Origin of the sequence: Serratia sp. LS-1, from assembly GCF_003719595.1 — a bacterium.
GTDB lineage: Bacteria > Pseudomonadota > Gammaproteobacteria > Enterobacterales > Enterobacteriaceae > Serratia > Serratia ureilytica.
On the sequence record NZ_CP033504.1, the window covers coordinates 2373964 to 2399085 of the forward strand.

The following is a 25122-nucleotide window of genomic DNA, read 5'->3' on the forward strand; positions in this document are numbered from 1 at the left end:
CCTCTCGGCGGCGAGGGGGCATTTTTCGTTCACGGCTGCGTTTTATTCACCCGATCCAAATACAGCATGCTGTTGGCGATATCCACCCGGGCATCTTCAACATTGTCCCGTAATGCCACCAGCGTTTGCCCCTGCAGCGCCAGCACATAAGGCGAACTGGCCTGCAGTTCCCGTTGCAGCGCGGCGTAACGTGCGCTGCGCGCTGCGCTGTCGCCTTCCGCAGCCGCCGCACGCGTTTCCGCGCTGATGGCGGGAATGCTCCACTGGGTGCGCCAGGCCAGGGTCTTCGGCCCGCCCGGCACATTGTAGGCAAAGGCGCTGGCGTTGGTGTTCGGATCCAGATAGTCGGCGCCCCAATAGGTGAAGATCGCCTGGAAATCGCGGCCGCGCATCTTGCCCCACAGATCGCTCTCCACCACCGGATGAATGTCCAGCCGTAGCCCAGCCTGCGCAAAGCTGGCCTGCAGCGCCTGCGCGATGTCGGTATACGGCGGCTGGTTGATGACGATCAGGCTGATGCTTGTGCCCTCGGCGATGCCGGCATCGCGCAGGATCTGTTTGGCCTTGCCCACATCGAGCTTAAACGGCCGCTCGTCGAGCGCACCGTCCAAGCCCTGCGGCAAGAAGGCCTGATGCACGCGATATTGCCCTTTCAGCAACCGTTCGGCGATGCTCTGATAATCCACCAACCAGCGCGCGGCCTGCCACAGCGCCGGATTGCCCAGCGCCGGGTTGTCTTTGCTGCCGGTATTGAAACCGAGGTAATACACCTTGGGCGCATCGGCCTGCTCAATGCGCACGCCCGGCGCTTTGCGCAGCGAGTCGAACTGGTCAGCGCCCAGATCGTAGGCCACGTCGGCATCCCCCTTCAGCAACAGTAAACGGCGGGTGCCGGCATCGCTGACGTTCTTGAATAACACCGTTTTCAACCGGGCCGGCGACGGCGCGTAATCGTTGCGGCCAAACAGCAGTGCCTCATGCGGCACATAGTTATTCACCCGATACGGGCCGCCGCCGGCCGAATGGTTGCGCAGCCAGGCGTTCCCGAAGTCCCCCTGCTGCGCGTGTTCGCTCAACAGCTTCTCATCCACGATCGAAGCCACGTTCGCCGTCAGCAGCCGCAGCGCCAGCTCGCTGCCGATGTTGGCCGACCAACTGAGCTGCACCTGGTTATCCCCGATCTTCTTTAGCTGCTGCTCGACGTTATCCGGCGTCCAGCCAAACTCAGCGAGAATAAAGGACGGCGCCTTGTTCAGCTTCACCGCACGCACCAGTGAGTAAATCACGTCCTCGGGACGCAGCGGATTACCGGAAGCGAAACGTTGTTGCGGCTTCAGGGTAAAGATCAGGCTGCGCCCATCGGCGCCCGCTTGCCAACGGGCGGCGGCGTCCGGCACCAACTTTTGCGGCGCACCGCGATCCGGCGCCACCAGGCGCTGATAGAGATTGACCAGATTGGCCGAGCTGACGGTTTCAAAGCTCTCCGCCGGATCGAGGCTGATGATGCCCTCGAGCGAACTGACCACCACCAAGGTATCCGGCGGGGTGGCGGCCTGCGCGCCGAAAGCGGTCGCCAGCGCGCCATACAATAAGGTTGGGATTAACCGTTTCATCGATACACTCTCCACAATCACGCGGTTGCGTTGTTTTTCGAGTGTAGGGGGTAAGAATTAACAGAAGAACGACGATAAATTGCTTTATTTATTACCAAGATGGATATGCCCGCCGCATTGACGGGCATTGGCTCAGGCAAGGAGACGGCCGTGCGCCATCGCCACCGCGCGATCGCACATATGGTCGATCACATCCGCATCGTGACTGACCAGCACCAGAGTCAGATCGCCCGCCTGTTTCAGCTCGTTGAGCAAGTTGAGGATCTCCGCCTGCACCGACATGTCCAATGCCGAGGTCGGCTCATCCAGCAGCAGCAGCTTCGGCCGCAACAGCAAGGCGCGCACGATCGCCACGCGCTGCCGTTGGCCGCCCGACAGCTGATGCGGATAGCGATCCAGCAGGCGCGGATCCAATCCTACCTGGCGAAAGCCCGCGCTGATTTTGCGTTCGATGTCGCTTTCCTGCAGCAGTTTGAGCGGTTCCGACAACGTGCGCAACAGCCGGTGCTTGGGGTGAAGCGAAGCATAAGGATCCTGAAACACCATCTGCACTTCACGCCGCAGTCCGCCGGTGAACGCCTGCCCCAGCTGCAGCCGCCGCCCGAGCAGTTCAAAACCGCCGCGCCAGCTGTCGTTCAGCCCGGCCAACACCCACAGCAGCGAGGACTTGCCGCAGCCGGAAGGCCCCACCAGGCCGAAGCACTCGCCCGGTTCGATACGCAGGTTAACGTCGTGCACCACGGTGCGCTGTTCATAGCCCTGGCGATGGCTGACGCTGAGGTTCTCCAGTGCAATCACGCTCATTTCAATGCCTCCAGCAGCGCGCGATCCAGCACCGGCAGCGGCTTGCCGCGCGTCTCGCGGCTCGGCCGACACGCCCACAGCGTGCGAGTATAAGGGTGCGTGGCCTGCGCCAGCTCTGCTGCCGGCAGCTGATCCAACAGCTCGCCTTTGTACATCACCAGTACCCGCTCGCAGTGGTGCGCCACCTGCTGCAGATCGTGGCTGATCAGGATCAGCCCCATATTACGTTGCGCCACCAGATTTTCTATCAGCTGCAGCACCTGATCGCGCATCTGGTGATCCAGCGCCGAGGTGGGTTCGTCGGCAATCAGCAGCTGCGGATCGTTGATCAGGGCGATGGCCAGCATCACCCGCTGCCCCATCCCGCCGGAGAGCTGATGCGGATAGCGGCGACACAGCGCCGCCGGATCGGGCAAGCCCACCGCCGCCAGCATCTCCAGCACTTTTTCACGCCGCTCGGCGCGGCTCAGCTTGGCATGCAACACCAGCGGCTCCTCCACCTGACGGCCAATCGGCTGATTGGGATTCAACGCATGCTTGGGATCTTGCATCACCATCGCCACCCGGTCGCCGCGCAGGCGGCTCCACTGGCGCTCGCTCAGGCGCGTCAAGTCTTCGTCGCCCAGCGTCAGGCGCTGCGCCCGCAGCTGCAACGGCGGCGGCAATAGCCCCATCAGCGCACGCGCGGTCAACGATTTGCCGGAGCCGGACTCACCGACCAGCGCCAGCCGCTCCCGCCCCATGCTGAACGAAATATTCTTCACCAGCGCCGCCGGCTGCGGCCCCGGCACGCCGATCGCCAAACGTTCAACGGTCAATAAGGTGTTATCAGTGCCCATGACGAGGATCCATTTTATCGCGCAGGCCATCGCCCAGCAGGTTAAAGGCCAGGCTGGCGAACAGGATCGCCCCGCCCGGTGCGGCGGCGACCCACCATTGATCGAAAATCACTTTACTGCCTTCGGCCACCATCGAGCCCCATTCGGCGGTCGGCGGCGCGACGCCCATGCCGAGGAACCCCAGACCGGCGGCGGACAGGATGATGCCGCCCAGGCTCAGCGCCGCGCGCACCACCGCGCTGGGCAGGCATAAAGGTAAAATGTGGCCGACCATCAGCCGCAGCCCGTTGATGCCCTGCATGCGCGCCGCCGCCAGATAATCGCTGCGGCGCAGCGCCAGCGTTTCGGCCCGCGCCTGACGGGCAAAGGCCGGCCAGCTGGTCAGTGCCAGCGCCAGCGCGCCGTTCATCAGCCCCGGCCCCATCACCGCCACGAACGCCAGCGCGATCACCAGGCTCGGCAACGACAGGAAAATATCGGTCAGACGCATCAAAATACGCTCTACCCAGCCGCCGAGATAACCGGCGCAGATGCCCACCAGCAGACCGATAGGAATGGTCAGCACCAGAATCAGCGACACCAGAATCAGCGTCGGCCGCGCGCCGTAAATCACGCGGGAGAGCAAGTCGCGGCCGAAACCGTCGGTGCCCAACCAATGCGTGGCGGAAGGCGGCAGCAGCCGCAGCTCGATATGCTGCAAATTGGGATCGAAAGGCGCCAGCCACGGGGCCAGCAGTGCGGTGACGATCAGGATCGCCACCAGCGCTGCGCCGAGCGTCAGCGTGGTCAGCCGCTGACCGGTGCGATAGCCGACGGCCGGCTCGCTTTGCGGTTCGTGTTCAGAGAGATATTGGCTCATCGGGTTCGCGGATCCACTAGATAGGTCAAGGCATCGGCCAGGGTATTCAACAGCACGAAACAGGTGCCGATCAGCAGCGTGGCGCCGAGGATCGCCGGGGTGTCGGCGGCAAACAGCGCCGAGGTCAGATAGCGCCCGACGCCGGGCCAGGCGAACACCGTTTCGGTCAATACCGCGCCCTCCAGCAGGCTGGCATAGGAGAGAGACAGTACAGTGATCAACGTCCCCAGCACGTTGGGAAACACGTGGCGCAGCAGAATGCGCAGGCGGCCGGCGCCTTTGGAACGCGCCAGCGTCACGTATTCCTTATTGCACTCTTCCAGCATCGCCGCGCGCAGCAGCCGGGTGATGCCCGCCATCGACAGCAGCGCCAGCGCCACGACCGGCAGCCACAGGTGGCTGATGGCGTTGTAGAACATCTCGCGATCGCCGGACAGCCAGCTGTCAATCAACACGAAACCCGTACGCGGCTCCATGCTGTACAAGTAAATGTCATCCAGGCGCCCCGGCCCCGCCGACCAGTGCAGCGTGGCGTAGAACAGCAGCAGCCCCAGCAGGCTCAACCAGAAAATCGGCACCGAATAACCCACCAGCGACAGCAACCGCGCCGCATTATCCAGCCAGCTTCCCGGTTTGAGCACCGCCAGAAACGCCAGCGTAATGCCGCCTAACGCGCCGAGAATAATGGCGCAGGTGGCCAGTTCCACCGTTGCCGGGAAGGTACGCAACAGATCGGTCAGCACCGGCTGGGCGGTAATGCGCGAAATGCCCAGATCGCCCTGCGCCAGGTGCACCAGATAGCGCCAAAATTGTACCGGCAGCGGCTGATCCAGCCCCAGGTCATGACGCACCTGCGCATAGGTGGCTTCGCTGGCGTGATCGCCCGCCACCTGCAGCGCCGGATCGATCGGCGCCAGGTGCGACAGCATAAAGGTGAACAGCAGCAGGCCGAGCAGCGTTAACGCCAGCGACAGCGCGCCGCCGAGCAGCCGCCCGCCCCAGCGCCAATACCGCCGGGCTAGCCCGGCGGAGGCGGAGAGTTCAGCGGCCATTACTTGCTGACCTTGCTGTAGAACACCATGTCAGGGTTGATGCCCTGCACATAGCCCTTGAGGTTGTCACGCACCGCGATCAGGCTGCGCGCCTGCAGGCCGATAACGAACGGCGAGCTTTGCTGCACCTGTTTTTGCAGTTGCTGATAGTCGGCCACTCGTTTGGCGGTGTCGTTTTCCGCGGTGGCGGCCAGCGTCAACTTGCTCAGCGCCGGGATCTGCCAGTTGGCTCGCCAGGCCAGCGTCTTGCTGCCGTCCTCCGGGTTGTAGGCAAAGGCGGCCGCGTTGGTGTTGGGGTCGAAGTAATCCGGCCCCCAGGAGGTCAGCGTCGCATCGTAGTTAAGCGCTTTCACCTTGGTGGAGACCTGTGAGCTGATGCCCGGCACCAGTTCGACCTTCACGCCGCCCTGAGCAAAACTGGCCTGCAGCGCCTGAGCGATATCCAGGTACGGCGGCTGGTTGTTGACGTCCAGACGGAAACTGACGTTGCTCAGCCCCGCTTTGGCCAGTATTTCTTTGGCTTTCTGCGGATTGAAGCTGTACGGCCTATCCTTGAGCGCGCCCAGATAACCGTCCGGCAAGAATGCCTGATGGCTCTGGAACTGCCCTTTCAGCAGATCGTCGGCGATGCCTTGGTAATCGAACAGCCAGCGCGCCGCCTCCCAAAACGCCGGGTTGCCGAGCGCCGGCGATGCCTTGGCGTTGAACTGCAGGAAATAAAGCGAGGCGTAAGGAATGGCCAACGGTTTGACGCCCGCCTTGCCCTTCAGGGCCGCCATCTGGTCCGCCCCCAGGTTGCGGGCGATATCGGCATCGCCCTGCTCGATCAGCAAACGGCGCGCGGCCGGATCGGGCACGTTTTTGATCAGGATGGTTTTCAACGTCGGCGCCCCTTCCGGCGAGCCGGGGTTCGCGTCCAACACCACCACTTCGTGCGGCACATAGGTGCGGATTTTGTAAGGGCCGCTGCCGGCGGAGTGGCTGTTCAACCATTGGTGCCCCAGATCGTCGCCCTGCTGGTGCGCCAGCGCCTCTTTGGCGTCGACGATCGAGGATACCGGCGCCGACAGCAGGCTGAGCACGAAGGCCGGGCTGACGTTTTCATCCCAGCTGATTTTTACCGTATGGTCATCCACCTTGGTCAGGTGTTGATCCACGTTCTTCGCGTTCCAGCCCAGCTGCGTCAGGATAAACGACGGTTCGAGATTGAGTTTCACCACCCGTGAAAGCGAAAAGATCACGTCCTCCGGCCGCAGCGGGTTGCCGCTGGCGAATTTGGCGTCCGGGCGCAGGCTGAAGGTCAGGCTGCGGTTATCGGCGCCGGCCTGCCAACGGCTGGCCAGGGTCGGTTTGAGATCGACGGGATTGTGCGGATCGGACTGGATCAGACGTTGATACAGGCTGTTGAACGACTGCACCGTGGTTAACTCAAATCCCTGAGCCGGGTCAAAGCTGACCACGTCATCGATAGACTGCGCGATCACCAACGTGTTGGCCGGCGTCGCCGCCTGTACGTCAACGCTGGCCGCCACGGCCAAAAACAGCAAAGAAGGAACGAGCGCTTTCATCTGAAACTCTCCAAGCGGATGGAATTTATAATAATTTCGCGAGTGTATGCGAGCGCGATCGGCAGCTGAAGGTACTTAAATCACTATAGATATTCTTTTTATGTATATAGATGGGGTTTTGATTATTAGAGCGAGGATTGCGCGGCCGATCGCACTCTCGCGGCACCTCGCAGCAATTGCCCATTGTCTTTGCGGCGCGATTCGCAGCGATGAAAGTCGAGGTTTGAGTCTGTTTCATCGGGTGATTAACGTGAGCTCGGTCACCCAAAGGACGGGCAAATGGAAAACCATCCATCAGAAAATGGCTTCTCACTCCGGCATGAGAGAGCGATAGAGCAAACATTGGCAGATATGAACAGCGTGCTGCTTGAGTCGGATCTCTTTATGACTCGTCTGACGGTACAAGACCGGCGCTGGCAAAAAGGCAGAAAAACGGCCATACGTTAAATTGGCGCTCTCTCTTTAAATATCATGCCCAAATGCCCATAAGTTTCGCTTTTGTCTACCGGCGAATAACCAGCCCGCTGAGCCGTGCAGGCTTTTGTCTGTGCCGTTATCTCCAGGCCGAGAACGTTATCGAACTTGTCGCGCTGGAGAATTTCTCCTTGCGCGAAACGCAACATCCACTGAAAGGCAATATGCTGCGCAACTGCTTGCAGGCTCTGTATCTGTATGGCCTGAACCTGCAAGAGCAGGGGCTGACGCCGGCGTCTCCGCCGGACATGCTGATCAGCCACGCCATTAATCACCGCGTGTTGGCGCTGTATACCCGTCAGGCCGCCTTTGAAGTGATACCCGGTACCATGACATGTAAAACCAGCTTCAACGCACTGAAAAAGTACATACAATCGCTGGAAAAATACGGTGCCAAATGTGATAAGGTGCGTACAAATAACGCGCAAAAAGGAAGCAAAAATGAAAAATAAGGATCTGACCGACCCGACGCTCTCCATTCAAGAGCAAAAACGCATCGCCATAGAGATTCTACGTCAGTACCATCGCTGGGAGATGGCCAACCCTCGCCCCCCCGAAGAACTCCCGGAATGGGAAGCCATCGGCCCGTTCAGAAAAAGTAAACGTCATCTGATCGAACGTACCGACGACTGATCCCGCATTAGCCCGCAAGCAATCCGGTCCGGCAGGGCAATGACGCGCTGTTAAATCTGGTAATCAATCACCGCGTCCAGCTGCGACGAGAAGACCTTGTCCTTTATTTCGGTCAGCGACAGCGTCGGGTTGCACAGTTGGATAAAGCGCCAGGCATAGTTGCGCTGCAGCTGGCTGCGTTTCAGGCCCAGCCATACCGTATTAGGCTCAAACAAATGCTCGGCGTTGAGACTGACCAAGCCGCGATCGCGCTCTTTTTCATACGACATGTCCGCCAGCACGCCCACGCCTAACCCCAGCTCGACGTAGGTTTTAATCACGTCGGAGTCCTGCGCGCTGAGCGCGATGTCCGGGGTCAGGCCCGCCGCTTTGAACGCCGCATCCAGCTTCGCGCGCCCGGTAATGCCCTGGCGGTAAGTGATCAGCGGCAAGGTGCTGAGCATCTCCAGCGTCACCTGCGGCTGACGCGTCAACTCATGCCCTTCCGGCACCAGGATGGTGTGATGCCAGCGGTAGTAAGGGAACGCCGCCAGCGATTCGTCACTCATCAGCCGTTCGCTGGCGATGCCGATATCGGCTTCTCCGGCGGCCAACATCGAGACGATCTCCTCAGGGCTGCCCTGATTGAGCACCACCCGCACCCGCGGATAAAGCGCGCGAAACTCTTTGATCACCCCCGGCAGACTGTAACGCGCCTGAGTGTGCGTCGTTGCGATATGCAGCTGCCCCGAGTCGTTGCTGCTGAAAACGTCCGCCAGGCGACGGATGTTGTTGGCGTCGTTGAGAATGCGCTCCGCCACCACCAACAGCTCTTTGCCGGGTTCGGTCATGCCCAGCAGCCGTTTGCCGCGGCGAATGAATATTTCAATGCCCAGCTCTTCTTCCAGCTCGCGAATATGCCGACTGACGCCGGACTGCGAGGTAAATAACGTATTGGCGACCTCAGTCAGGTTGTAGTTGCAGCGCGCCGATTCACGAATAATTTTTAATTGTTGAAAGTTCATCCCCGTCTCCCTGTTTCTTCCAGTAGCGTTAGCCATATTGATACGGAGTCCGACGAGTCTGAACAAATAAGAAATAACCTTTACTTATGCAATTTAATACTAAGTCGATCATTCTGCTTCGCAGGTGGGGTGGGAAACTGACAAAAAACAGCTAATGACTTTAAAAATAACGGGATAGATAACCACAATAAAAGCATGCCTTCAATCGCTGCGCAAATTAAAGTTATTAAATATAGGCATTAGATATAAAAAAGGGCTCAGCATGCTGAGCCCCTCACCGTTCGCATTCCCGCAGCAGCCTCAGGCGGTGGCCTCGCTGCCGATGCCGCCGGTGCGGTTCTGCTGCAGCCACTGCTGTACACAGCGCACCAGATCGCCGATGCAATCATCCTGCATGCCGTGGTGCTTCAACTCGTTATCCAGCGCAAACAGATATTGCGCGTTGGTGCCCAGCGGGCCGCTGGCGCTGGCGATCAATGGCGCAATCACCTGGTAGCTGGTGTCTTCTTCAAACAGCGGATGCTGCGGGTTCATCACGAACACCAACGCAGTAACCTTCTCGCCGCCATCCAACTGCAGCTCGCACCAGGTGGGCACGTAGCAATCGGTCACCATTTCACGCTTCCAAAGCAGCTCCAACTCTTCACGCAACTTGCTTTCCGGCAAACGAAACGCCAGGCCCGTGGTGTGGCCGCCGGCTTTTAACGCCAGCATGCGCCCCGGCTGATGCAGCGTGCCGCGCCCGGCGGTCAAGCGCATGCAGAACGCCCGGTGCCAGCCCTGCAGCGTGGCCGGCCGCACTTCTTCCGATTCGAAAACTGGATTCCACATCAGCGAACCGTAACCGAATATCCATACGGGGCTGTGATCCGGCCGGCGCGATAAGGTGCAATCCAACGAGGCTGCACGCTGTTCAGGCGTCAGCAACAACGACTCCTCAATAGCGCCGAATGCAGTTTTGCAATCCGCTTTTTGCAGAAAATCTCGCGTTAACACTGATATTACCTCCCGGGAATACGATTTCTCGCCTTCCCTCGCCACTGCTGAACCTTTGATGTTTTATTTTCGGCTGCGGATTTTTATTAATTCAATCACCGCGCCTTATAAGAATGACCTTATTCTTTTCCTGACGTGCAATCAAGTTACAAAGCGGCGTTAAAGTGAAAAAGTATTTGTACTGAGCAGCAATAATATTAATTGCCGGGCTCCACATAATGTCTGCGCGATTTTACTGCGTGATAATTCGTTACTTTTTATGCCAGCGTTCGTCGTCGCCCTTGCGATAGCTTTGCTTGACCGCCGCCCAGGCCACCTTATGCGCCGTCTCTTCCCGGCTGTCGTCACCGCGCCGCTCATCGGGATCCCGGTATTGTTGCCAGGCGCTGTTGAACGCTTCTTTATAGATCGCCTGCGCATGTTCCGGCAGCACATGCTTAACGTTGTCCGGCAAGTCGTTCGTGCTGTGGTAGGGCATATGGCCTCCCCTTTCAGGATGAGTGAACCTTAAGCCTAGCCCACATGCGGTTTCGTCTCAATTAGCAAACAATTCTCATTATCAAACGACATGTTATACTCACCGCCAAACGAACTATAAGGAGAATCCCGTGACTACCGAAGCCCCTCGCTCACGCGCCCCCTACCTGATCGCCGTCAGCCGCGTACAGGACATGACGCCGCACCTGCGCCGCATTACCTTTACCGCTCCCGATCTGCGTTACTACCCGGCCAATGCCGCCGCTGCACACATCAAAGTCTTTTTGCCGCTCGCCGGCCAGACGCAGCCGGACCTGCCGACGCTGACCGAAAACGGCCCGCGTTGGGCTGCGGACGCCGTGCGCCCGATCGTGCGCACCTATTCCATCCGCGCCGTGCGTCCGGAACTGGCGGAAGTGGACATCGAGTTCGCCATTCATGATCATCAGGGCCCGGCGGTGGACTTTGCACGCCAGGCGAAAGCCGGTGATAAAATCGGCATCAGCAACCCGGGCGGCCCCAAGCCGATGCTGCCGGCCGCCGACTTCTACTGCCTGGCGGGCGATCCTTCCTCACTGCCTGCGCTGGCCGCACTGCTGGAAAACCTGCCGCCACACAGTGCCGGACGCGCTTTCGTCCGCGTCGACAGCAACGCTGACGTCATTGACCTGAAGAAACCCGCCGACGTTGAGGTCAATTGGGTCGTCGGCGGCACGGAGAAGACCGACGAGTTGGTCGCTCGGTTCCGCGCGCAGTCCCTGCCGCAGGGCGAAAGCCACTTCTGGCTCGCCGGTGAAGATCGCCTGGTGGTAGAGCTGCGCCGCTACCTGCGTCGCGAACGTCAATGCGATCGTAATCGTCTTTATGCCGTGCCTTACTGGCGTGAGGGGCTAAATGAAGAGGGTTACCACAATAAACGGCATGAAATCATGGACAACATTGACGACTGACGGTCTCATTTTCCTTGATTAACCACGAGCTAAACAAGTAAACACGACTTTTCTCAAATCTAACGCTAAAAATTGGCGTTATTGCGTAAAAGTAAGTAAATAAAACCGCACCCCGTGCGGTTTTTTTGTTACCCTGATCACATAAGCAAGCAATTGCTTTCTCAGATAAAACAACATCACACCGGCGCCGCGGGTGTATCCTAATATAAAATACCTACTGGAAACGCAACGTTGCCGTATCACGGCGACCGGCGCTGACGGGCTACGCTGTTTGAGAAGGAGTGCCACCCTCATGAAGTCGCAACACGATCCTGGCCGATCCACCAAATCTCGCCACACCGAATACTCGCTGATCTTCCCTATCGCCGCGCTGGTGGTGTTAAATCTATGGGGCAGCACCGATAACTTTCTGCTGATCGTCGGCATCAATATTCTCGCGCTGGTGGGGATCCTCAGCAGCGCCTTCAGCGTGGTGCGCCACGCCGACGTGCTGGCTCACCGATTGGGCGAACCCTACGGCTCGCTGATCCTCAGTTTGTCCGTCGTGATCCTCGAAGTCAGCCTGATTTCCGCGCTGATGGCCACCGGCGACGCCGCGCCGGCGCTGATGCGCGACACGCTGTACTCCATCATCATGATCGTTTCCGCCGGCCTGGTCGGCTTTGCGCTGCTGCTCGGCGGGCGCAAGTTCGCCACCCAGTACGTCAACCTGGGCGGCATCAAACAGTATCTGATGGCGATTTTCCCGCTGGCGGTGATCGTGCTGGTGTTCCCGAGCGCGCTGCCAGGCGGCAACTTCAGCACCGGGCAAGCGCTGCTGGTGGCGTTGATCTCCGCCGCCATGTATGGCGTGTTCCTGGTGATCCAGACCAAAACCCACCAGAGCCTGTTCGTGTACGAGCATGAAGACGACGATGGCGACCCGCACCACGGCAAACCCTCTTCCCACAGCAGCGCCTGGCACGCCGCCTGGCTCATCGTGCACCTGATCGCGGTTATCGCCGTCACCAAGTTCAACGCCAATCCGCTGGAAGGCCTGCTAACCAAGATGAATGCACCGGCGCAGTTCACCGGTTTCCTGGTGGCGCTGTTGATCCTGTCGCCGGAAGGCCTGGGCGCGCTGCGCGCCGTGTTGAACAATCAGGTGCAACGCGCCATGAACCTGTTCTTCGGTTCGGTGCTGGCGACCATCTCCCTGACGGTGCCGGCGGTGACCATCATCGCTACTCTGACCGGGCAGACGCTGATCTTCGGCCTGCAAACGCCGCATATCGTGGTGATGTTGACGGTGTTGCTGCTGTGCCAGCTGTCGTTCTCAACCGGCCGCACCAACGTGCTGAACGGCACCGCCCACCTGGCGCTGTTCGCCGCCTACATGATGACTATCTTCGCCTGATCAAAAAGGGGCGCACTCTGTGCGCCCCTGCCTTCGTTATACCGAGAAGAATATCGCCGCGGCGATCCCCCCGAACAAAATCCACTTGATGATGTAATAACCGGTGCGGTTCCAGGCCTTCAGGCGTTTCCCCACCCGGCGTATCGCATAGATGTATTTGAACATCTTGTTGACGCCGCCGGTGCGATCGCCCTCTTCATTCGGCGCGGTGGCGGCGCTCATCAGGTTGCGCCCCAGCCAGTGATTCACCGCCTGCGCCCAGCGGTAGCGCATCGGCCGTTCGATGTCGCAGAACAGGATCAGACGATTCTGCCCGCTCTGGTTTTCCGCGTAGTGCAGATAGGTTTCATCGAACATCACCCCTTCACCGTCGCGCCAGCTGTAGCGCTCACCGTCCACCTCAATGAAGCAGCGGTCATCGTTGGGGGTAATCAACCCCAGGTGATAACGCAGCGAACCGGCGTAAGGATCGCGGTGGCGCGGCAAACGGCTGCCGTCCGGCAGTTCGGCGAACATCGCCGCCTTGACCGAAGGCAGGCTGCGCAGCAGTTCCGTGGTCTGCGGGCACAGGGTCATGGCGGAAGGATGGCTGTCTTCATACCATTTCAGGTAAAAGCGCTTCCAACCGGTCTTGAAGAACGAGTTGAAACCGGCATCGTTGAATTGATCGGACGCTTTGATCTGCTGGATCTCCATCAGCTTCTGTCCTTCGTCGCGGATGGTTTCCCAGTTCTCCCGCAGTACCGCCAGCTCAGGGAACTGCTCCGGCTTCAGGTACGGCGTAGTCGGCACACGAGAAAACAGATACATGAAGACGTTCAGCGGTGCGGTAAAGGTGGAATGGTCAGACAGCTGCCGCCAAACGTTGTAGCGCACCCGTCCGCGGTAATGCACATAGACGACGCATAAAATAAGCAAAATCAGAATGATGTATTTCATGTTTGAATCGCAGCAAGGAACCCACACTCAATGCGCCGCGCGGCGCACACCCCAGAAAATGTCCTTTTGGCGGCGCAGGCAAACTGCGCGCCAATCTGGAACCCATTAATCATTAACGCTAACTCAACGAAAATCTATACAGAAAACCACAATAATTTACACAAAGGTTAAACGAGAGCGGAAACGAGAGCGGAAATGGGGGGTGATAAAAAAGGCCGCCGAAGCGGCCTTTCCATTAGCGGATAGGTTAACTGTAAGCGTTGAGCGTGCGCTGGCACAAAGCGGAGCGTACGCAGTCCTGTTTTTCAAAGCGGATAACGCCGATCATCTCGTCCTCTTCGAAGCGCTCCAGGGCATCGCTGAGACCGGATTTCACGCCGCGCGGCAAGTCGCACTGGGTCACGTCGCCGTTAACGATAACCGTCACGTTTTCCCCCAGGCGGGTCAGGAACATTTTCATCTGGCTGGCGGTCACGTTCTGGGCTTCATCCAGGATAACGACCGCATTTTCGAAGGTGCGTCCGCGCATATAAGCGAACGGCGCAATCTCCACCTTGCCGATTTCCGGGCGCAGGCAGTACTGCATAAAGGAAGATCCTAAACGACGTACCAGAATGTCATACACCGGGCGGAAATAAGGGGCGAACTTCTCGGAGATATCCCCCGGCAAGAAACCGAGGTCTTCATCCGCCTGCAAAACAGGACGGGTAACGATAATCCGATCCACCTCTTTATGGATCAGCGCCTCCGCCGCCTTGGCGGCGCTGATAAATGTTTTGCCACAGCCGGCTTCGCCGGTGGCGAAGATCAGCTGCTTATTCTCTATGGCTGATAAGTAATGACCCTGAGCTTCGGTTCTAGCCTCGATGGGTGAGCTATCGCGCTTGTCTCGCGCCATGCCGATAGACTCGACTCCCCCCATTTGCACCAGCGAGGTCACAGACTCTTCTTCCAGCTGGCGATGACTACGAGCGTCACGACGAATAACGCGTTTCGCTTCACGACGTGCTTTGATCACTGCTTTCTGTCTACCCATAGTGGCACCTTACAGTTTGTTTCACCTACCGCAACGGCCAGGCCGTGCGATTATGTTTCACACACGTATTAGGTTTTGGCCTCCTCCGAGCCAATAAGAGCCAAGGGACAATGTGAATTGACGGCAACGCTTAAGCGCCGTTGCTTCACGGGACAACGCGGACTGCATCAATAAACGTGGAGTAAAAAGTGGTGAGATTCGGTAGCGATAAGAGTGCGGAGTTGCCGGTAAAAGAGAGTCGGAGAGAGAACCCTCGTTACAACGAGAAATCAGGGGAGATGTGTTATTTTTTCTTTCCAGCCCAACCAAGGACTTTACCATTAGCGATCCCCGCAGTGATATTTACAGCTTCAAGCTGTGCACCGTGTGAAAACTACCGCCAGATGATTACAGTATAATGACATTCAATCCTGTCGCGTTACTAAAATGTAAAAAAATTTTATATGTTTTGTTTTTAGTTATCGCTAAAACACTATATCACGCGCGACACGTCATTCCATAAAAATTTTTAACATATAAATTTCAACGAATTACAATTAAAAACCGCGAATGACACTTTGGTTTCCTGATTAAATTTTGCACAGCCCAAAAACGCGGGCGGTGTGTGCTTTTTAATCCATAGGCCAGGTGTCGAATTGACTTTCGACGCTCAATCTTCCGTACGGCAGGCAACACAAAGTAAAACGAGGCAGGCGAGCCCGCCTCGTCATTGCGCGCTCAGGCCTTGAGCAAACCGCTGGCCAAATAATCGCCGCGTTCTTTCACGCCCGGCAGCACGAAGAAATACCCGCCGCCAATCGGCTTGATGTATTCCTCCAGCGCTTCGCCGTTCAGCCTTTTTTGCACCGTCAGGAAACCTTTCTCCAGATCGGCCTGATAGCAGACGAACAGCAGCCCCATTTCCAGCTGGCCGGCATTGGATACCCCCAGTGAATAGCTGTAGCCGCGTCGCAGCATCAGATTGCTTTGGCTTTCCGGCGTGCGTGGGTTAGCCAAGCGAATGTGCGCGTCCATCGGGATCACCTTGCCGTCGGGATCGTTCGCGTAATTCGGCTCGTCATGTTCATGCTTCATGCCCAGCGGCGCGCCGCTGTGCTTCTCGCGGCCGAAAATGGTTTCCTGCTCCTGCAGCGGCGTGCGATCCCAAAACTCGACGCGGAAACGAATAATGCGCGCTGCCTGATAGCTGCCGCCCGCCGTCCACGCCGGTTCACCGACGCTGTCGCCGACCCACACCACTTTATCCATCAGCGGCTTGTCGTCGGTTTTCGGGTTAGCGGTGCCGTCTTTGAACCCCAACAGGTTGATCGGCGTCTCTTTGCCTTTGCTGCGCGCCGCGTGCGCGGAGATGAACCCTTCCCGCTTCCAGCGCACGCTGAGCAGATCCGGCGAATGCTTAATGATGTCGCGCAGCGCGTGGAGAGCGGTTTCGTTGGTGTTGGCGCAGATCTGCAGCAGCAGGTCGCCGTGGCAAAGCGCGGCGTCCAGTGCATCGTTGGGGAAGCGCGTCATCTTCTGCAACCGCAGCGGTTTGTGCGCCTGCAGACCAAAACGTTCATCAAACAGCGATGCGCCGACCGAGACGGTGATGGTCAGGTTGTCCGGGTAAATCTCCGGCCCCATGATGCCGGAATCGAGCGGCGGCAGCTTGGCGTCCACCTCCGGCGCCTTGCCGCCGTGGGTCAGGAAGGCGATGCGATCGGTCAGCAGCCGGAACAGGCGCTCCAGATCCGCTTTGCTGGTCGCCAGCACATCGAACGCCACCAGCATCATCGCCGCCTGTTGCGGCGTCAGCACGCCGGCCTGATGGCGGCCATAAAACGGCTGTTTCTGCCAGCGCTCATCCTGCGGCGTCGCCAACGGCTCCGCCGCGTTACCCGCCGCCTGCGCCAGGCGGCTGCCGCCCAACGCCAGCGCGCCCAGCCCCAGCCCTTGCAGCAAACGGCGCCGCGAAGGCGACGCCGCTCCCTGAGAGTGCGGATGCGGCCCGTTATTCGGGTCTGCCTTGTTGCTCATAACCGTATGCCTCAGTCCAGACCCAATACGCCGCGCAGTTGGGAAAGATCTTCCGCCAACGTGGTGATCGGCCCTTTCAACGCATTGCGATCGGCATCGGTCAGCTTCTCATAGGACTCATAGCCGTCTTTGGTTTGGTACTTCGCCAAGATGGTGTCCACGGTTTTGAAGTTGGCGTCGATCTTGTCCAGCAGCGGCTTATTGGCCTTGACCAGCAAAGGACGCAGCAGATTGACTATCTTCTGCGCGCCGTCGACGTTGGCCTGGAAATCCCACAAATCGGTGCGGCTGTAGCGATCTTCTTCACCGCTGATCTTGCTTGCCGCCACCTCTTCGATCAGCCCGGCGGCGCCGCCCACCACTTTGCTCGGCGGGAAGGTCAGTTCACTCACGCGCTTTTGCAGCTCTACGGTATCGTGGTACAGGCGATCGGCATATTTACCCATGTCTTTGGTGGAGTTGTCGGCAAACAGCGCCTTCTCCAGACGGTGGAAACCGGTGAAGTTCGGATCCGCCGATTTCTTCTCGTAGTCGTCTTCGCGGGCGTCGATGCTGCCGTCCAGATCGGAGAACAGCTCGGCGATCGGCTCGATGCGCTCATAGTGCTGGCGGGTCGGCGCATACAGCTTGCGCGCTTGTTCCACGTTGCCGGCCTTCACCGCGTCGGTAAACAGCTTGGTCTGTTTCACCAACCCATCGACTTCTTTGGTGACGTAAACCTTGTATTCGGCAATCGGGCCGACCAGGTCCAGCGCGTTCGGCTTGCCGTCGGTGGCGCCGTTGGCCGCTGCGGTGACAGTCAGTTTGCCTTTCGGGTTGCTGAGCAGCCCGCAGGTCATGTCATATTCGCCCGCCTCCAGCGTGGCGGTCATTTTCTGGGTAAAGCCCGGCGCGATGTTCTCACGCTCTTCCACCACCATCACCCCTTTCAGGATTTCCCATTCGACGTTTTTCTGGCTGGTGTTGTGCACCACAAACTGCGTCTTGCCGGCCGGCACCGTCAGCTGCATCGGTTCGCACTGCTTGTCGTTGACCGTGACCTTGACCTGCGGCACGTCCGCCGCCAAGGCGTCGATGCTCAGCGCAAACGCCGGGATAGCCAGTAATGCTGCGTGCAACGCCTTGCGGCGAAATAACGGAGTAGACATACGAGATTCCCTATTAAACATTAATGATTGATTTTACGTTGTGCCGGGGCCGCTGCCGGCTCCGCGCGTTGCGGCAGAAAGAAGAAAATCAGCGCCGGGATCAAATACAGGAAGTAGACCGCCACTTCGCTGACCGTCGGCGCTTCCTGATAACCTAGGATGCCTTCCAGCAGGGTGCCGAACAGCGAATGGGTCGACAGGGTGCTGCTGAAATCGAAGGCGATGTCCTGAAAGTGGTTCCACAGACCGGCTTCGTGGAAGGCGCGGATCGCCCCGGCGGCCAGCCCGGCGGCGACGAACAGAATGAACAGGCTGGTCCATTTGAAGAATTTGGCCAGATGCAGCTTCACCCCGCCCCAGTAAATCATCATGCCCAGCACAATGGCGGCGACCAGGCCGAGCACCGCACCGATCGGCGCTGCGGCGCCCACGTCTTGCTGAAACGCCGCCAGCAGGAAGAACACCGACTCCAACCCTTCGCGCGCCACGGCGAAGAACACCATCGCCACCAGCGCCCACCCCTGCCCTTTACCGGCGCTGAGCGCCTGATCGATCGCCCCTTCCAGATGTACCTTGACCGACCTGGAGACTTTGCGCATCCAGAACACCATATAGGTGAGGATCAGCACCGCCACCACCGCCACGATGCCTTCGAACAGCTCCTGCTGTTTCTGCGGGAACTCGCCGGTGGTCTCATTGATGAAGATGCCGAGCGCCAGACACAGCGCCGCCGCGACAATCACGCCGATCCACACCGCGCCCAGCCATTGGCTGCGCTGCGTGCGCTTCAGGTAGCTGGCGATCAGGCTGACGATCAGCGCGGCCTCCAGCCCCTCACGGAACATGATAAGAAAGGGAACGAACATAACTAATCACCCCTGAAAAGACCGCGGCGGCAGAGAAAACCGGCTCGCAATGAGCCGCGGCGAGTATGTAAAGAAACGTAAAATACAACGAGAGTGATTATCATTCTGCCAAAAAGAAATACAAGAGGCGCAAGCGTGATTTTTTCTAATCAAATGTCGCCAGGTGTTACAGCTGAATGACAGTGGCGAACAGGCAAAAAGAAGGGGCGCTCTGAGCGCCCCTTGCTGACTGACAGTGAACGGCGTTATACCGTTTTGTACTCGGCTTCCGCCTGATCGAAACGTTCGGTCATGGTGGAAGACGGCTGGCGGCCCATCAGGCTCACCACCACAATGGCCAGACAGCCCAGGATGAAGCCCGGGATGATTTCGTACAGGCCCAGCCATTCGTACTGTTTCCAGACGATCACCGTCACCGCGCCGACCAACATGCCGGCCAGCGCGCCGTTGCGGGTCATGCGCGACCACATCACCGAGATCAGCACTACCGGGCCGAAGGCGGCGCCGAAACCGGCCCAGGCGTAGCTCACCAGGCCCAGCACGCGGTTCTCCGGGTTGGCCGCCAGCGCGATGGCGACCAACGCCACCACCAGCACCATGACGCGGCCGACCCACACCAGTTCACGCTGGCTGGCGCCTTTGCGCAGGAACGCTTTGTACAGGTCTTCGGTGATTGCGCTGGAACAGACCAGCAGTTGGCAGCTCAGGGTACTCATAACCGCCGCCAAAATCGCCGACAGCAGCACGCCCGCCACCCATGGGTTGAACAGCAGCATCGCCAGTTCGATGAACACGCGCTCGCCGTTTTGCGACACGTTGCCGGCCTGATCCGGGTTATTGGCAAAGTAAGCGATACCGAAGAAACCGACGGCGATGGTGCCGGCCAGGCACAGGATCATCCAGGTCATGCTGATGCGGCGCGCGCTGCGGATGGTGCGGTGAGAATCCGCCGCCATGAAACGCGCCAGGATGTGCGGCTGGCCGAAGTAGCCCAGGCCCCAACCCAGCAGCGACAGGATGGCGACGAAGTTCAGCCCCTTCAGCATGTCGAGGTTGGCCGGGTTCTGCGCCTGGATCACCAGCATCGAGGTATCGATGCCGCCGACGGCGAAGATCACGATCACCGGGGTCAGGATCAGCGCGAAAATCATCAGGCTGGCCTGCACGGTGTCGGTCCAGCTGACCGCCAGGAAACCGCCGATGAAGGTATACAGGATGGTCGCCGCGGCGCCGGCCCACAGGGCGGTTTCGTAGCTCATGCCGAAGGTACTTTCGAACAGACGCGCGCCGGCCACGATGCCGGAGGCGCAGTAAATGGTGAAGAACACCAGGATGACGATGGCCGAGATCACCCGCAGCAGCTTGCTGTTGTCTTCAAAACGGCTGGTGAAATAATCCGGCAGCGTCAGGGCATTGTTGTTGGCTTCGGTATGCACGCGCAGCCTTCCTGCCACCAGCTTCCAGTTCAGGTAAGCGCCGATGGTCAGGCCGATGGCGATCCAGCTTTCGGAGATGCCGGAGAGGAAGATGGCGCCCGGCAGGCCCATCAGCAGCCAGCCGCTCATGTCGGAAGCGCCGGCGGACAGCGCGGTCACCACGCTGCCCAGACTGCGGCCGCCGAGAATATAGTCATCAAAGTTATTGGTTGCCCGGTAGGCAAGCAGGCCGATCAGCACCATCCCGAAAATGTATACCAGGAAGGTCACCAGCATAGGTGTGCTCATTGTCATTTAATTCTCCACTTTCATTATTATTCGCGTTTCGCTCCGGCCAAGCCGGCGCCGGTAAACCCACGCGCAATGCATTTCACTGGCCGCCGCGCCGGAACGTGGCGCAGCCTGCGAGCAAGTGCAGGTAAAATAGTTTCTGCCCGTAATTGTTGACCGTCGGTTATCCTAGATGAGCCTTTCATCAACCAACAAGATATTTAACAACAAAGTTACACAAAGTTTACCCTGCGTCACATTTACCGGGCTCAAAGGTTGCACTCACGACAAGCAAAATGAGTTGCACCTTGCTATTACCCTTATATACCGCAAGGTAAAGCGCCTGCGGCATCATTAACCCCGCCGCGTTCGCTCAATAACGCAACATTCGTGCCAACTGCCCGTGTTAAAAAATCGATGAAACTCACACTTCGCTCATCCGCCTGATTTAACAAGGTTGCACAAAGTTGCAACATGCAGGATATTGTCTGCATTCTTGACACCACACATCTCACGAACCTATCCCAACAGGCTTTCCGGCCTGCTGTTTGTCTAGCCTGATGGGATAGGTTCTAAACACAGGAGTTGGACAGGCATGGGCACTACCACAATGGGCGTGAAACTCGACGAGGCAACACGCGACCGGATCAAGAGCGCCGCGCAGCGCATCGATCGCACGCCGCACTGGCTCATCAAGCAGGCCATCTTTAATTACCTCGAGCGTCTCGAGAGCGGTACCGATATTCCTGAAATTCCAGCGCTGGCCGCAGCGGGCCAGCCTGAAGCGGACGACATTATGCCGCAAGCGCAGGAAGAGTCACACCAGCCATTCCTCGATTTCGCCGAACAAATTCTGCCGCAGTCGGTGACCCGCGCCGCCATCACCGCCGCGTATCGCCGCCCGGAGACCGAAGCGGTGCCGATGTTGCTCGAACAGGCGCGATTACCCGCCGATCTTGCACAGGCTACTCACAAAATGGCCTACGGCATCGCCGAGAAGTTGCGTAACCAAAAAAGTGCAAACGGCCGCGCCGGCATGGTGCAAGGCCTGCTGCAAGAGTTCTCCCTCTCCTCGCAGGAAGGCGTAGCGCTGATGTGCCTGGCGGAAGCGCTGCTGCGCATTCCGGACAAACCGACCCGCGATGCCCTGATCCGCGACAAGATCAGCAACGGCAACTGGCACTCGCACCTGGGGCGCAGCCCGTCGCTGTTCGTCAACGCCGCCACCTGGGGCCTGCTGTTCACCGGCAAGCTGGTGTCGACCCATAACGAAGCCAATCTGTCCCGCTCGTTGAACCGCATTATCAGCAAGAGCGGCGAGCCGCTGATCCGCAAAGGCGTGGATATGGCGATGCGCCTGATGGGCGAACAGTTCGTGACCGGCGAAACCATCGCCGAGGCGCTGGCCAACGCGCGCAAGCTGGAAGAAAAAGGCTTCCGCTACTCCTACGACATGCTGGGGGAAGCCGCCCTGACCGAAGCCGACGCCCAGGCCTACCTGGTTTCCTATCAGCAGGCTATCCACGCCATCGGCAAAGCCTCCAACGGCCGCGGCATCTATGAAGGCCCCGGCATCTCCATCAAGCTGTCCGCCCTGCACCCGCGCTACAGCCGCGCGCAGTACGAACGCGTGATGGAAGAGCTTTATCCGCGCCTGCTGTCGCTGACCCTGCAGGCACGCCAGTACGATATCGGCATCAATATCGACGCCGAAGAGGCCGACCGTCTGGAGATCTCGCTCGATCTGCTCGAGAAGCTGTGCTTCGAACCGCAGTTGGCCGGCTGGAACGGCATCGGCTTCGTGATTCAGGCCTACCAGAAACGCTGTCCGTTCGCCATCGACGCTGTGATCGACATGGCGCAACGCAGCCGCCGTCGCCTGATGATCCGTCTGGTGAAAGGCGCCTACTGGGACAGCGAAATCAAACGCGCCCAGATGGACGGCCTGGAAGGCTACCCGGTATACACCCGCAAGGTGTACACCGACGTTTCCTATCTGGCCTGCGCCCGCAAGCTGCTGTCGGTGCCGAACCTTATCTATCCGCAGTTCGCGACCCACAACGCCCATACGCTGAGCGCCATTTATCACCTGGCCGGCAACAACTACTACCCTGGTCAGTATGAGTTCCAGTGCCTGCACGGCATGGGTGAACCGCTCTACGAACAGGTGGTGGGCAAAGTGGCCGACGGCAAACTGAACCGCCCTTGCCGCATCTACGCGCCGGTCGGCACCCATGAAACGCTGCTGGCTTACCTGGTGCGCCGCCTGCTGGAAAACGGCGCCAATACCTCGTTCGTCAACCGCATCGCCGACGCCACCCTGCCACTCGACGAGCTGGTGGCCGATCCGGTCAGCGCCGTGGAAGCGCTGGCGGCCAGCGAAGGTCAAATTGGCCTGCCGCATCCGCGCATCCCGCTGCCGCGCGAGCTGTACGGCGAGAAGCGCACCAACTCCAGCGGTCTGGATCTGTCCAACGAACAGCGTCTGGCTTCGCTGTCCAGCGCCCTGCTCACCAGCGCCAGCCATCCATGGCGCGCGGAACCGATCATCGACGCCGAGTTGGATCAGGGCGTCGAACAGCCGGTGATCAACCCGGCCGAACCGGGCGATGTGGTCGGCTACGTGCGTGAAGCCACCGAAGGCGAAGTCAGCCGCGCGCTCGACGCCGCCGCGGCCGCCGGCCCAATCTGGTTCGCCACACCGCCGACGGAGCGCGCCGCGATCCTCGAACGCGCCGCCGAGCTGATGGAAAGCCAGCTGCAAAGCCTGCTGGGCATTCTGGTGCGCGAAGCGGGTAAAACCTTCAACAACGCCATCGCCGAAGTGCGTGAAGCGGTCGATTTCCTGCACTACTACGCCGGCCAGGTACGCGACGATTTCGCCAACGACAGCCATCGCCCGCTGGGCCCGGTGGTCTGTATCAGCCCGTGGAACTTCCCGCTGGCGATCTTCACCGGCCAAATCGCCGCCGCGCTGGCGGCGGGCAACAGCGTGCTGGCCAAACCGGCCGAGCAAACGCCGCTGGTGGCCGCGCAGGCGGTGCGTATCCTGCTGGAAGCCGGCATTCCGCAAGGCGTGCTGCAGCTGCTGCCGGGCCAGGGTGAAACCGTCGGCTCAACGCTGGTTAACGACGCCCGCGTCCGCGGCGTGATGTTTACCGGCTCCACCGACGTCGCCGGCATTCTCCAGCGCAGCATCGCCGGTCGTCTGGATCCGCAAGGCCGTCCGACGCCGCTGATCGCCGAAACCGGCGGCCTGAACGCCATGATCGTCGACTCCTCCGCCCTGACCGAACAGGTGGTGACCGACGTGGTGGCCTCCGCCTTCGACAGCGCCGGGCAGCGTTGCTCCGCGCTGCGTATCCTGTGCATTCAGGAAGACGTGGCCGAGCACACGCTGCAAATGCTGCGCGGCGCGATGGCCGAATGCCGCATGGGCAACCCGGAACGCCTGTCCACCGACGTGGGCCCGGTGATCGACGCCGAAGCCAAAACCGGCATCGAACGCCACATCCAGGCAATGCGCGCCAAAGGCCGCAAGGTGTACCAGGCCGCCAAAGGCAGCGCGCAGGATGAGAAAGAGTGGGCGCGCGGCACCTTCATCAAGCCGACGCTGATCGAGCTCGACAGCTTCGACGAGCTGCAGAAAGAGATCTTCGGCCCGGTGCTGCACGTGGTGCGCTTCCAGCGCAACAATCTGGACGCGCTGGTCGATCAGATCAACGCCGCCGGTTATGGCCTGACGCTGGGCATTCACACCCGTATCGATGAAACCATCGCCCGGGTGACCGAACGCGCCAAGGTCGGCAACCTGTACGTCAACCGCAACATGGTCGGCGCGGTGGTCGGCGTACAGCCGTTCGGCGGCGAAGGCCTGTCGGGCACCGGCCCGAAAGCCGGCGGCCCGCTGTACCTGTACCGTCTGCTGGCCAACCGTCCGGACGACGCGCTGCAACGTACGCTGCACCGCCAGGACGAAGAGCGCCCGATGGAAGCCACCGCGCGGCCGCAGCTGCTGGGCGCGCTGCAATCGCTGGAGAAGTGGGCGGTCACCAGCCAACAAGGCGAACTGGCGGCATTGGCGCAACGTTATGCGGAACTGGGCCAGGGCGGCACCGTACGTCCGCTGCCGGGCCCGACCGGCGAGCGCAACACCTATGCCCTGCTGCCGCGTGAACGCGTGCTGTGCCTGGCGGATAACGAAACCGACGCGCTGATCCAGCTGGCCGCCGTGCTGGCGGTTGGCAGCTGCGCACTGTGGCCGGAAGCGGAACTGCAACGCAATCTGTTCCGCCGCTTGCCGAACGATGTGCAGGCGCGCATCGCCTTCAGCAAAGACTGGCAGCAGGACAAGGTCGAGTTCGACGCCGCCATCTACCACGGCGATGCCGACCAGCTGCGCACCCTGTGCGAGCAGATCGCCCAGCGCGGCGGCGCCATCGTCTCGGTACAGGGCTTCGCCCACGGTGAAACCAACATCCTGTTGGAACGCCTGCTGATCGAACGTTCCCTGAGCGTCAACACCGCCGCCGCCGGCGGTAACGCCAGCCTGATGACCATCGGTTAACGCATCCTCAAGGCTGCACGCGTTGCAGCCTGATGGGCTTACCGCTACGCAAACCCTGCCTCGTGCAGGGTTTTTTATTGTCCGCAGGCCGATCGGCCGTTAGCGCCTTGTTATCCTTACAGGGTGGGGCATCGCTCATGGACGATGGATTACTCTGCTTGAAAGCCGCGTCAGAGCGC

21 protein-coding genes are annotated in these 25122 nt (G+C 59.7%); 6 read left to right on the forward strand and 15 right to left on the reverse strand.

The window, feature by feature from the left end; genetic code table 11:
- Positions 1–29: 29 nt before the first annotated feature.
- The 6 genes from EDY99_RS11475 to EDY99_RS11500 form a co-directional block, all read right to left on the reverse strand.
- Complete coding sequence (locus tag EDY99_RS11475) at positions 30–1613, reverse strand: ABC transporter substrate-binding protein (protein ID WP_033643449.1); 1584 nt, start codon at positions 1611–1613, stop codon at positions 30–32.
- A gap of 132 nt (positions 1614–1745) precedes the next feature.
- Complete coding sequence (locus EDY99_RS11480; RefSeq protein ID WP_123061769.1) at positions 1746–2417, reverse strand: ABC transporter ATP-binding protein; 672 nt, start codon at positions 2415–2417, stop codon at positions 1746–1748.
- Positions 2414–3256 (reverse strand): ABC transporter ATP-binding protein, encoded by an 843-nt coding sequence (locus tag EDY99_RS11485; protein WP_042784795.1) that lies wholly within the window; start codon positions 3254–3256, stop codon positions 2414–2416. The genes EDY99_RS11480 and EDY99_RS11485 overlap by 4 nt, the downstream gene beginning before the upstream one ends.
- Entirely contained in the window at positions 3246–4115 is an 870-nt protein-coding gene (locus tag EDY99_RS11490) for an ABC transporter permease (protein ID WP_123061770.1), read from the reverse strand. The genes EDY99_RS11485 and EDY99_RS11490 overlap by 11 nt, the downstream gene beginning before the upstream one ends.
- Entirely contained in the window at positions 4112–5167 is a 1056-nt protein-coding gene (locus EDY99_RS11495) for an ABC transporter permease (protein ID WP_123061771.1), read from the reverse strand. Before EDY99_RS11495 ends, EDY99_RS11490 begins: the two co-directional genes overlap by 4 nt.
- Entirely contained in the window at positions 5167–6735 is a 1569-nt protein-coding gene (locus tag EDY99_RS11500; RefSeq protein ID WP_047574787.1) for an ABC transporter substrate-binding protein, read from the reverse strand. The genes EDY99_RS11495 and EDY99_RS11500 overlap by 1 nt, the downstream gene beginning before the upstream one ends.
- Before the next feature lie 279 nt (positions 6736–7014).
- On the opposite strand from EDY99_RS11500, the gene EDY99_RS24800 reads away from it, so the two are divergent.
- Genes EDY99_RS24800 through EDY99_RS11510 form a run of 3 tightly spaced genes read left to right on the forward strand, consistent with a single transcriptional unit; the run spans position 7015 to position 7842 of the window.
- Complete coding sequence (locus tag EDY99_RS24800; RefSeq protein WP_232094605.1) at positions 7015–7182, forward strand: hypothetical protein; 168 nt, start codon at positions 7015–7017, stop codon at positions 7180–7182.
- A gap of 32 nt (positions 7183–7214) precedes the next feature.
- Positions 7215–7661 carry a hypothetical protein gene (locus EDY99_RS11505; protein WP_232094606.1) on the forward strand — a complete coding sequence of 149 codons (447 nt, stop codon included), beginning with the start codon at positions 7215–7217 and terminating at the stop codon, positions 7659–7661.
- Positions 7651–7842 carry a hypothetical protein gene (locus EDY99_RS11510; RefSeq protein WP_033643456.1) on the forward strand — a complete coding sequence of 64 codons (192 nt, stop codon included), beginning with the start codon at positions 7651–7653 and terminating at the stop codon, positions 7840–7842. Before EDY99_RS11505 ends, EDY99_RS11510 begins: the two co-directional genes overlap by 11 nt.
- A gap of 50 nt (positions 7843–7892) precedes the next feature.
- Here the strand turns inward: EDY99_RS11510 and cbl are convergent, their stop codons facing one another.
- The 3 genes from cbl to chaB all read right to left on the reverse strand — a co-directional run bounded on the left by cbl (position 7893) and on the right by chaB (position 10320).
- Positions 7893–8846, reverse strand: a complete 954-nt coding sequence (gene cbl / locus EDY99_RS11515; protein WP_033634950.1) for an HTH-type transcriptional regulator Cbl — start codon at positions 8844–8846, stop codon at positions 7893–7895.
- A gap of 300 nt (positions 8847–9146) precedes the next feature.
- Positions 9147–9842, reverse strand: coding sequence for a gamma-glutamylcyclotransferase (locus EDY99_RS11520; protein ID WP_033643457.1), 696 nt, complete (start codon positions 9840–9842; stop codon positions 9147–9149).
- 250 nt (positions 9843–10092) lie between these two features.
- Positions 10093–10320 (reverse strand): putative cation transport regulator ChaB, encoded by a 228-nt coding sequence (chaB, locus tag EDY99_RS11525; protein ID WP_033643458.1) that lies wholly within the window; start codon positions 10318–10320, stop codon positions 10093–10095.
- 130 nt (positions 10321–10450) lie between these two features.
- Between chaB and EDY99_RS11530 the strand changes: the two genes are divergently transcribed.
- Together EDY99_RS11530 and chaA are read left to right on the forward strand one after the other, a co-directional pair.
- Complete coding sequence (locus tag EDY99_RS11530) at positions 10451–11269, forward strand: siderophore-interacting protein (RefSeq protein ID WP_033643460.1); 819 nt, start codon at positions 10451–10453, stop codon at positions 11267–11269.
- A 292-nt stretch (positions 11270–11561) separates the two neighbouring features.
- Positions 11562–12665: a sodium-potassium/proton antiporter ChaA gene (gene chaA, locus EDY99_RS11535; protein ID WP_046687290.1), complete on the forward strand. Its 1104-nt coding sequence runs from the start codon at positions 11562–11564 to the stop codon at positions 12663–12665.
- A 36-nt stretch (positions 12666–12701) separates the two neighbouring features.
- On the opposite strand, the gene lpxO is transcribed toward chaA, so the two are convergent.
- The 6 genes from lpxO to putP form a co-directional block, all read right to left on the reverse strand.
- A complete protein-coding gene (gene lpxO, locus EDY99_RS11540; protein WP_025303230.1) occupies positions 12702–13604 on the reverse strand; it encodes a lipid A hydroxylase LpxO in 903 nt (300 codons plus the stop codon).
- Positions 13605–13851: 247 nt separating this feature from the next.
- Complete coding sequence (gene phoH / locus EDY99_RS11545; protein WP_015378226.1) at positions 13852–14640, reverse strand: phosphate starvation-inducible protein PhoH; 789 nt, start codon at positions 14638–14640, stop codon at positions 13852–13854.
- A gap of 717 nt (positions 14641–15357) precedes the next feature.
- Positions 15358–16656 carry an iron uptake transporter deferrochelatase/peroxidase subunit gene (gene efeB, locus EDY99_RS11550; RefSeq protein WP_033643490.1) on the reverse strand — a complete coding sequence of 433 codons (1299 nt, stop codon included), beginning with the start codon at positions 16654–16656 and terminating at the stop codon, positions 15358–15360.
- A gap of 11 nt (positions 16657–16667) precedes the next feature.
- A complete protein-coding gene (efeO, locus tag EDY99_RS11555; protein WP_033643491.1) occupies positions 16668–17804 on the reverse strand; it encodes an iron uptake system protein EfeO in 1137 nt (378 codons plus the stop codon).
- Positions 17805–17824: 20 nt separating this feature from the next.
- Positions 17825–18670 (reverse strand): iron uptake transporter permease EfeU, encoded by an 846-nt coding sequence (gene efeU, locus EDY99_RS11560; RefSeq protein ID WP_033643493.1) that lies wholly within the window; start codon positions 18668–18670, stop codon positions 17825–17827.
- A 245-nt stretch (positions 18671–18915) separates the two neighbouring features.
- The gene (gene putP, locus EDY99_RS11565; protein WP_033643494.1) at positions 18916–20400 is read right to left on the reverse strand and encodes a sodium/proline symporter PutP; all 1485 of its coding nucleotides are present in this window, start codon (positions 20398–20400) and stop codon (positions 18916–18918) included.
- A gap of 571 nt (positions 20401–20971) precedes the next feature.
- On the opposite strand from putP, the gene putA reads away from it, so the two are divergent.
- Positions 20972–24943, forward strand: coding sequence for a trifunctional transcriptional regulator/proline dehydrogenase/L-glutamate gamma-semialdehyde dehydrogenase (gene putA, locus EDY99_RS11570; protein ID WP_046896608.1), 3972 nt, complete (start codon positions 20972–20974; stop codon positions 24941–24943).
- Positions 24944–25122: the final 179 nt, after the last annotated feature.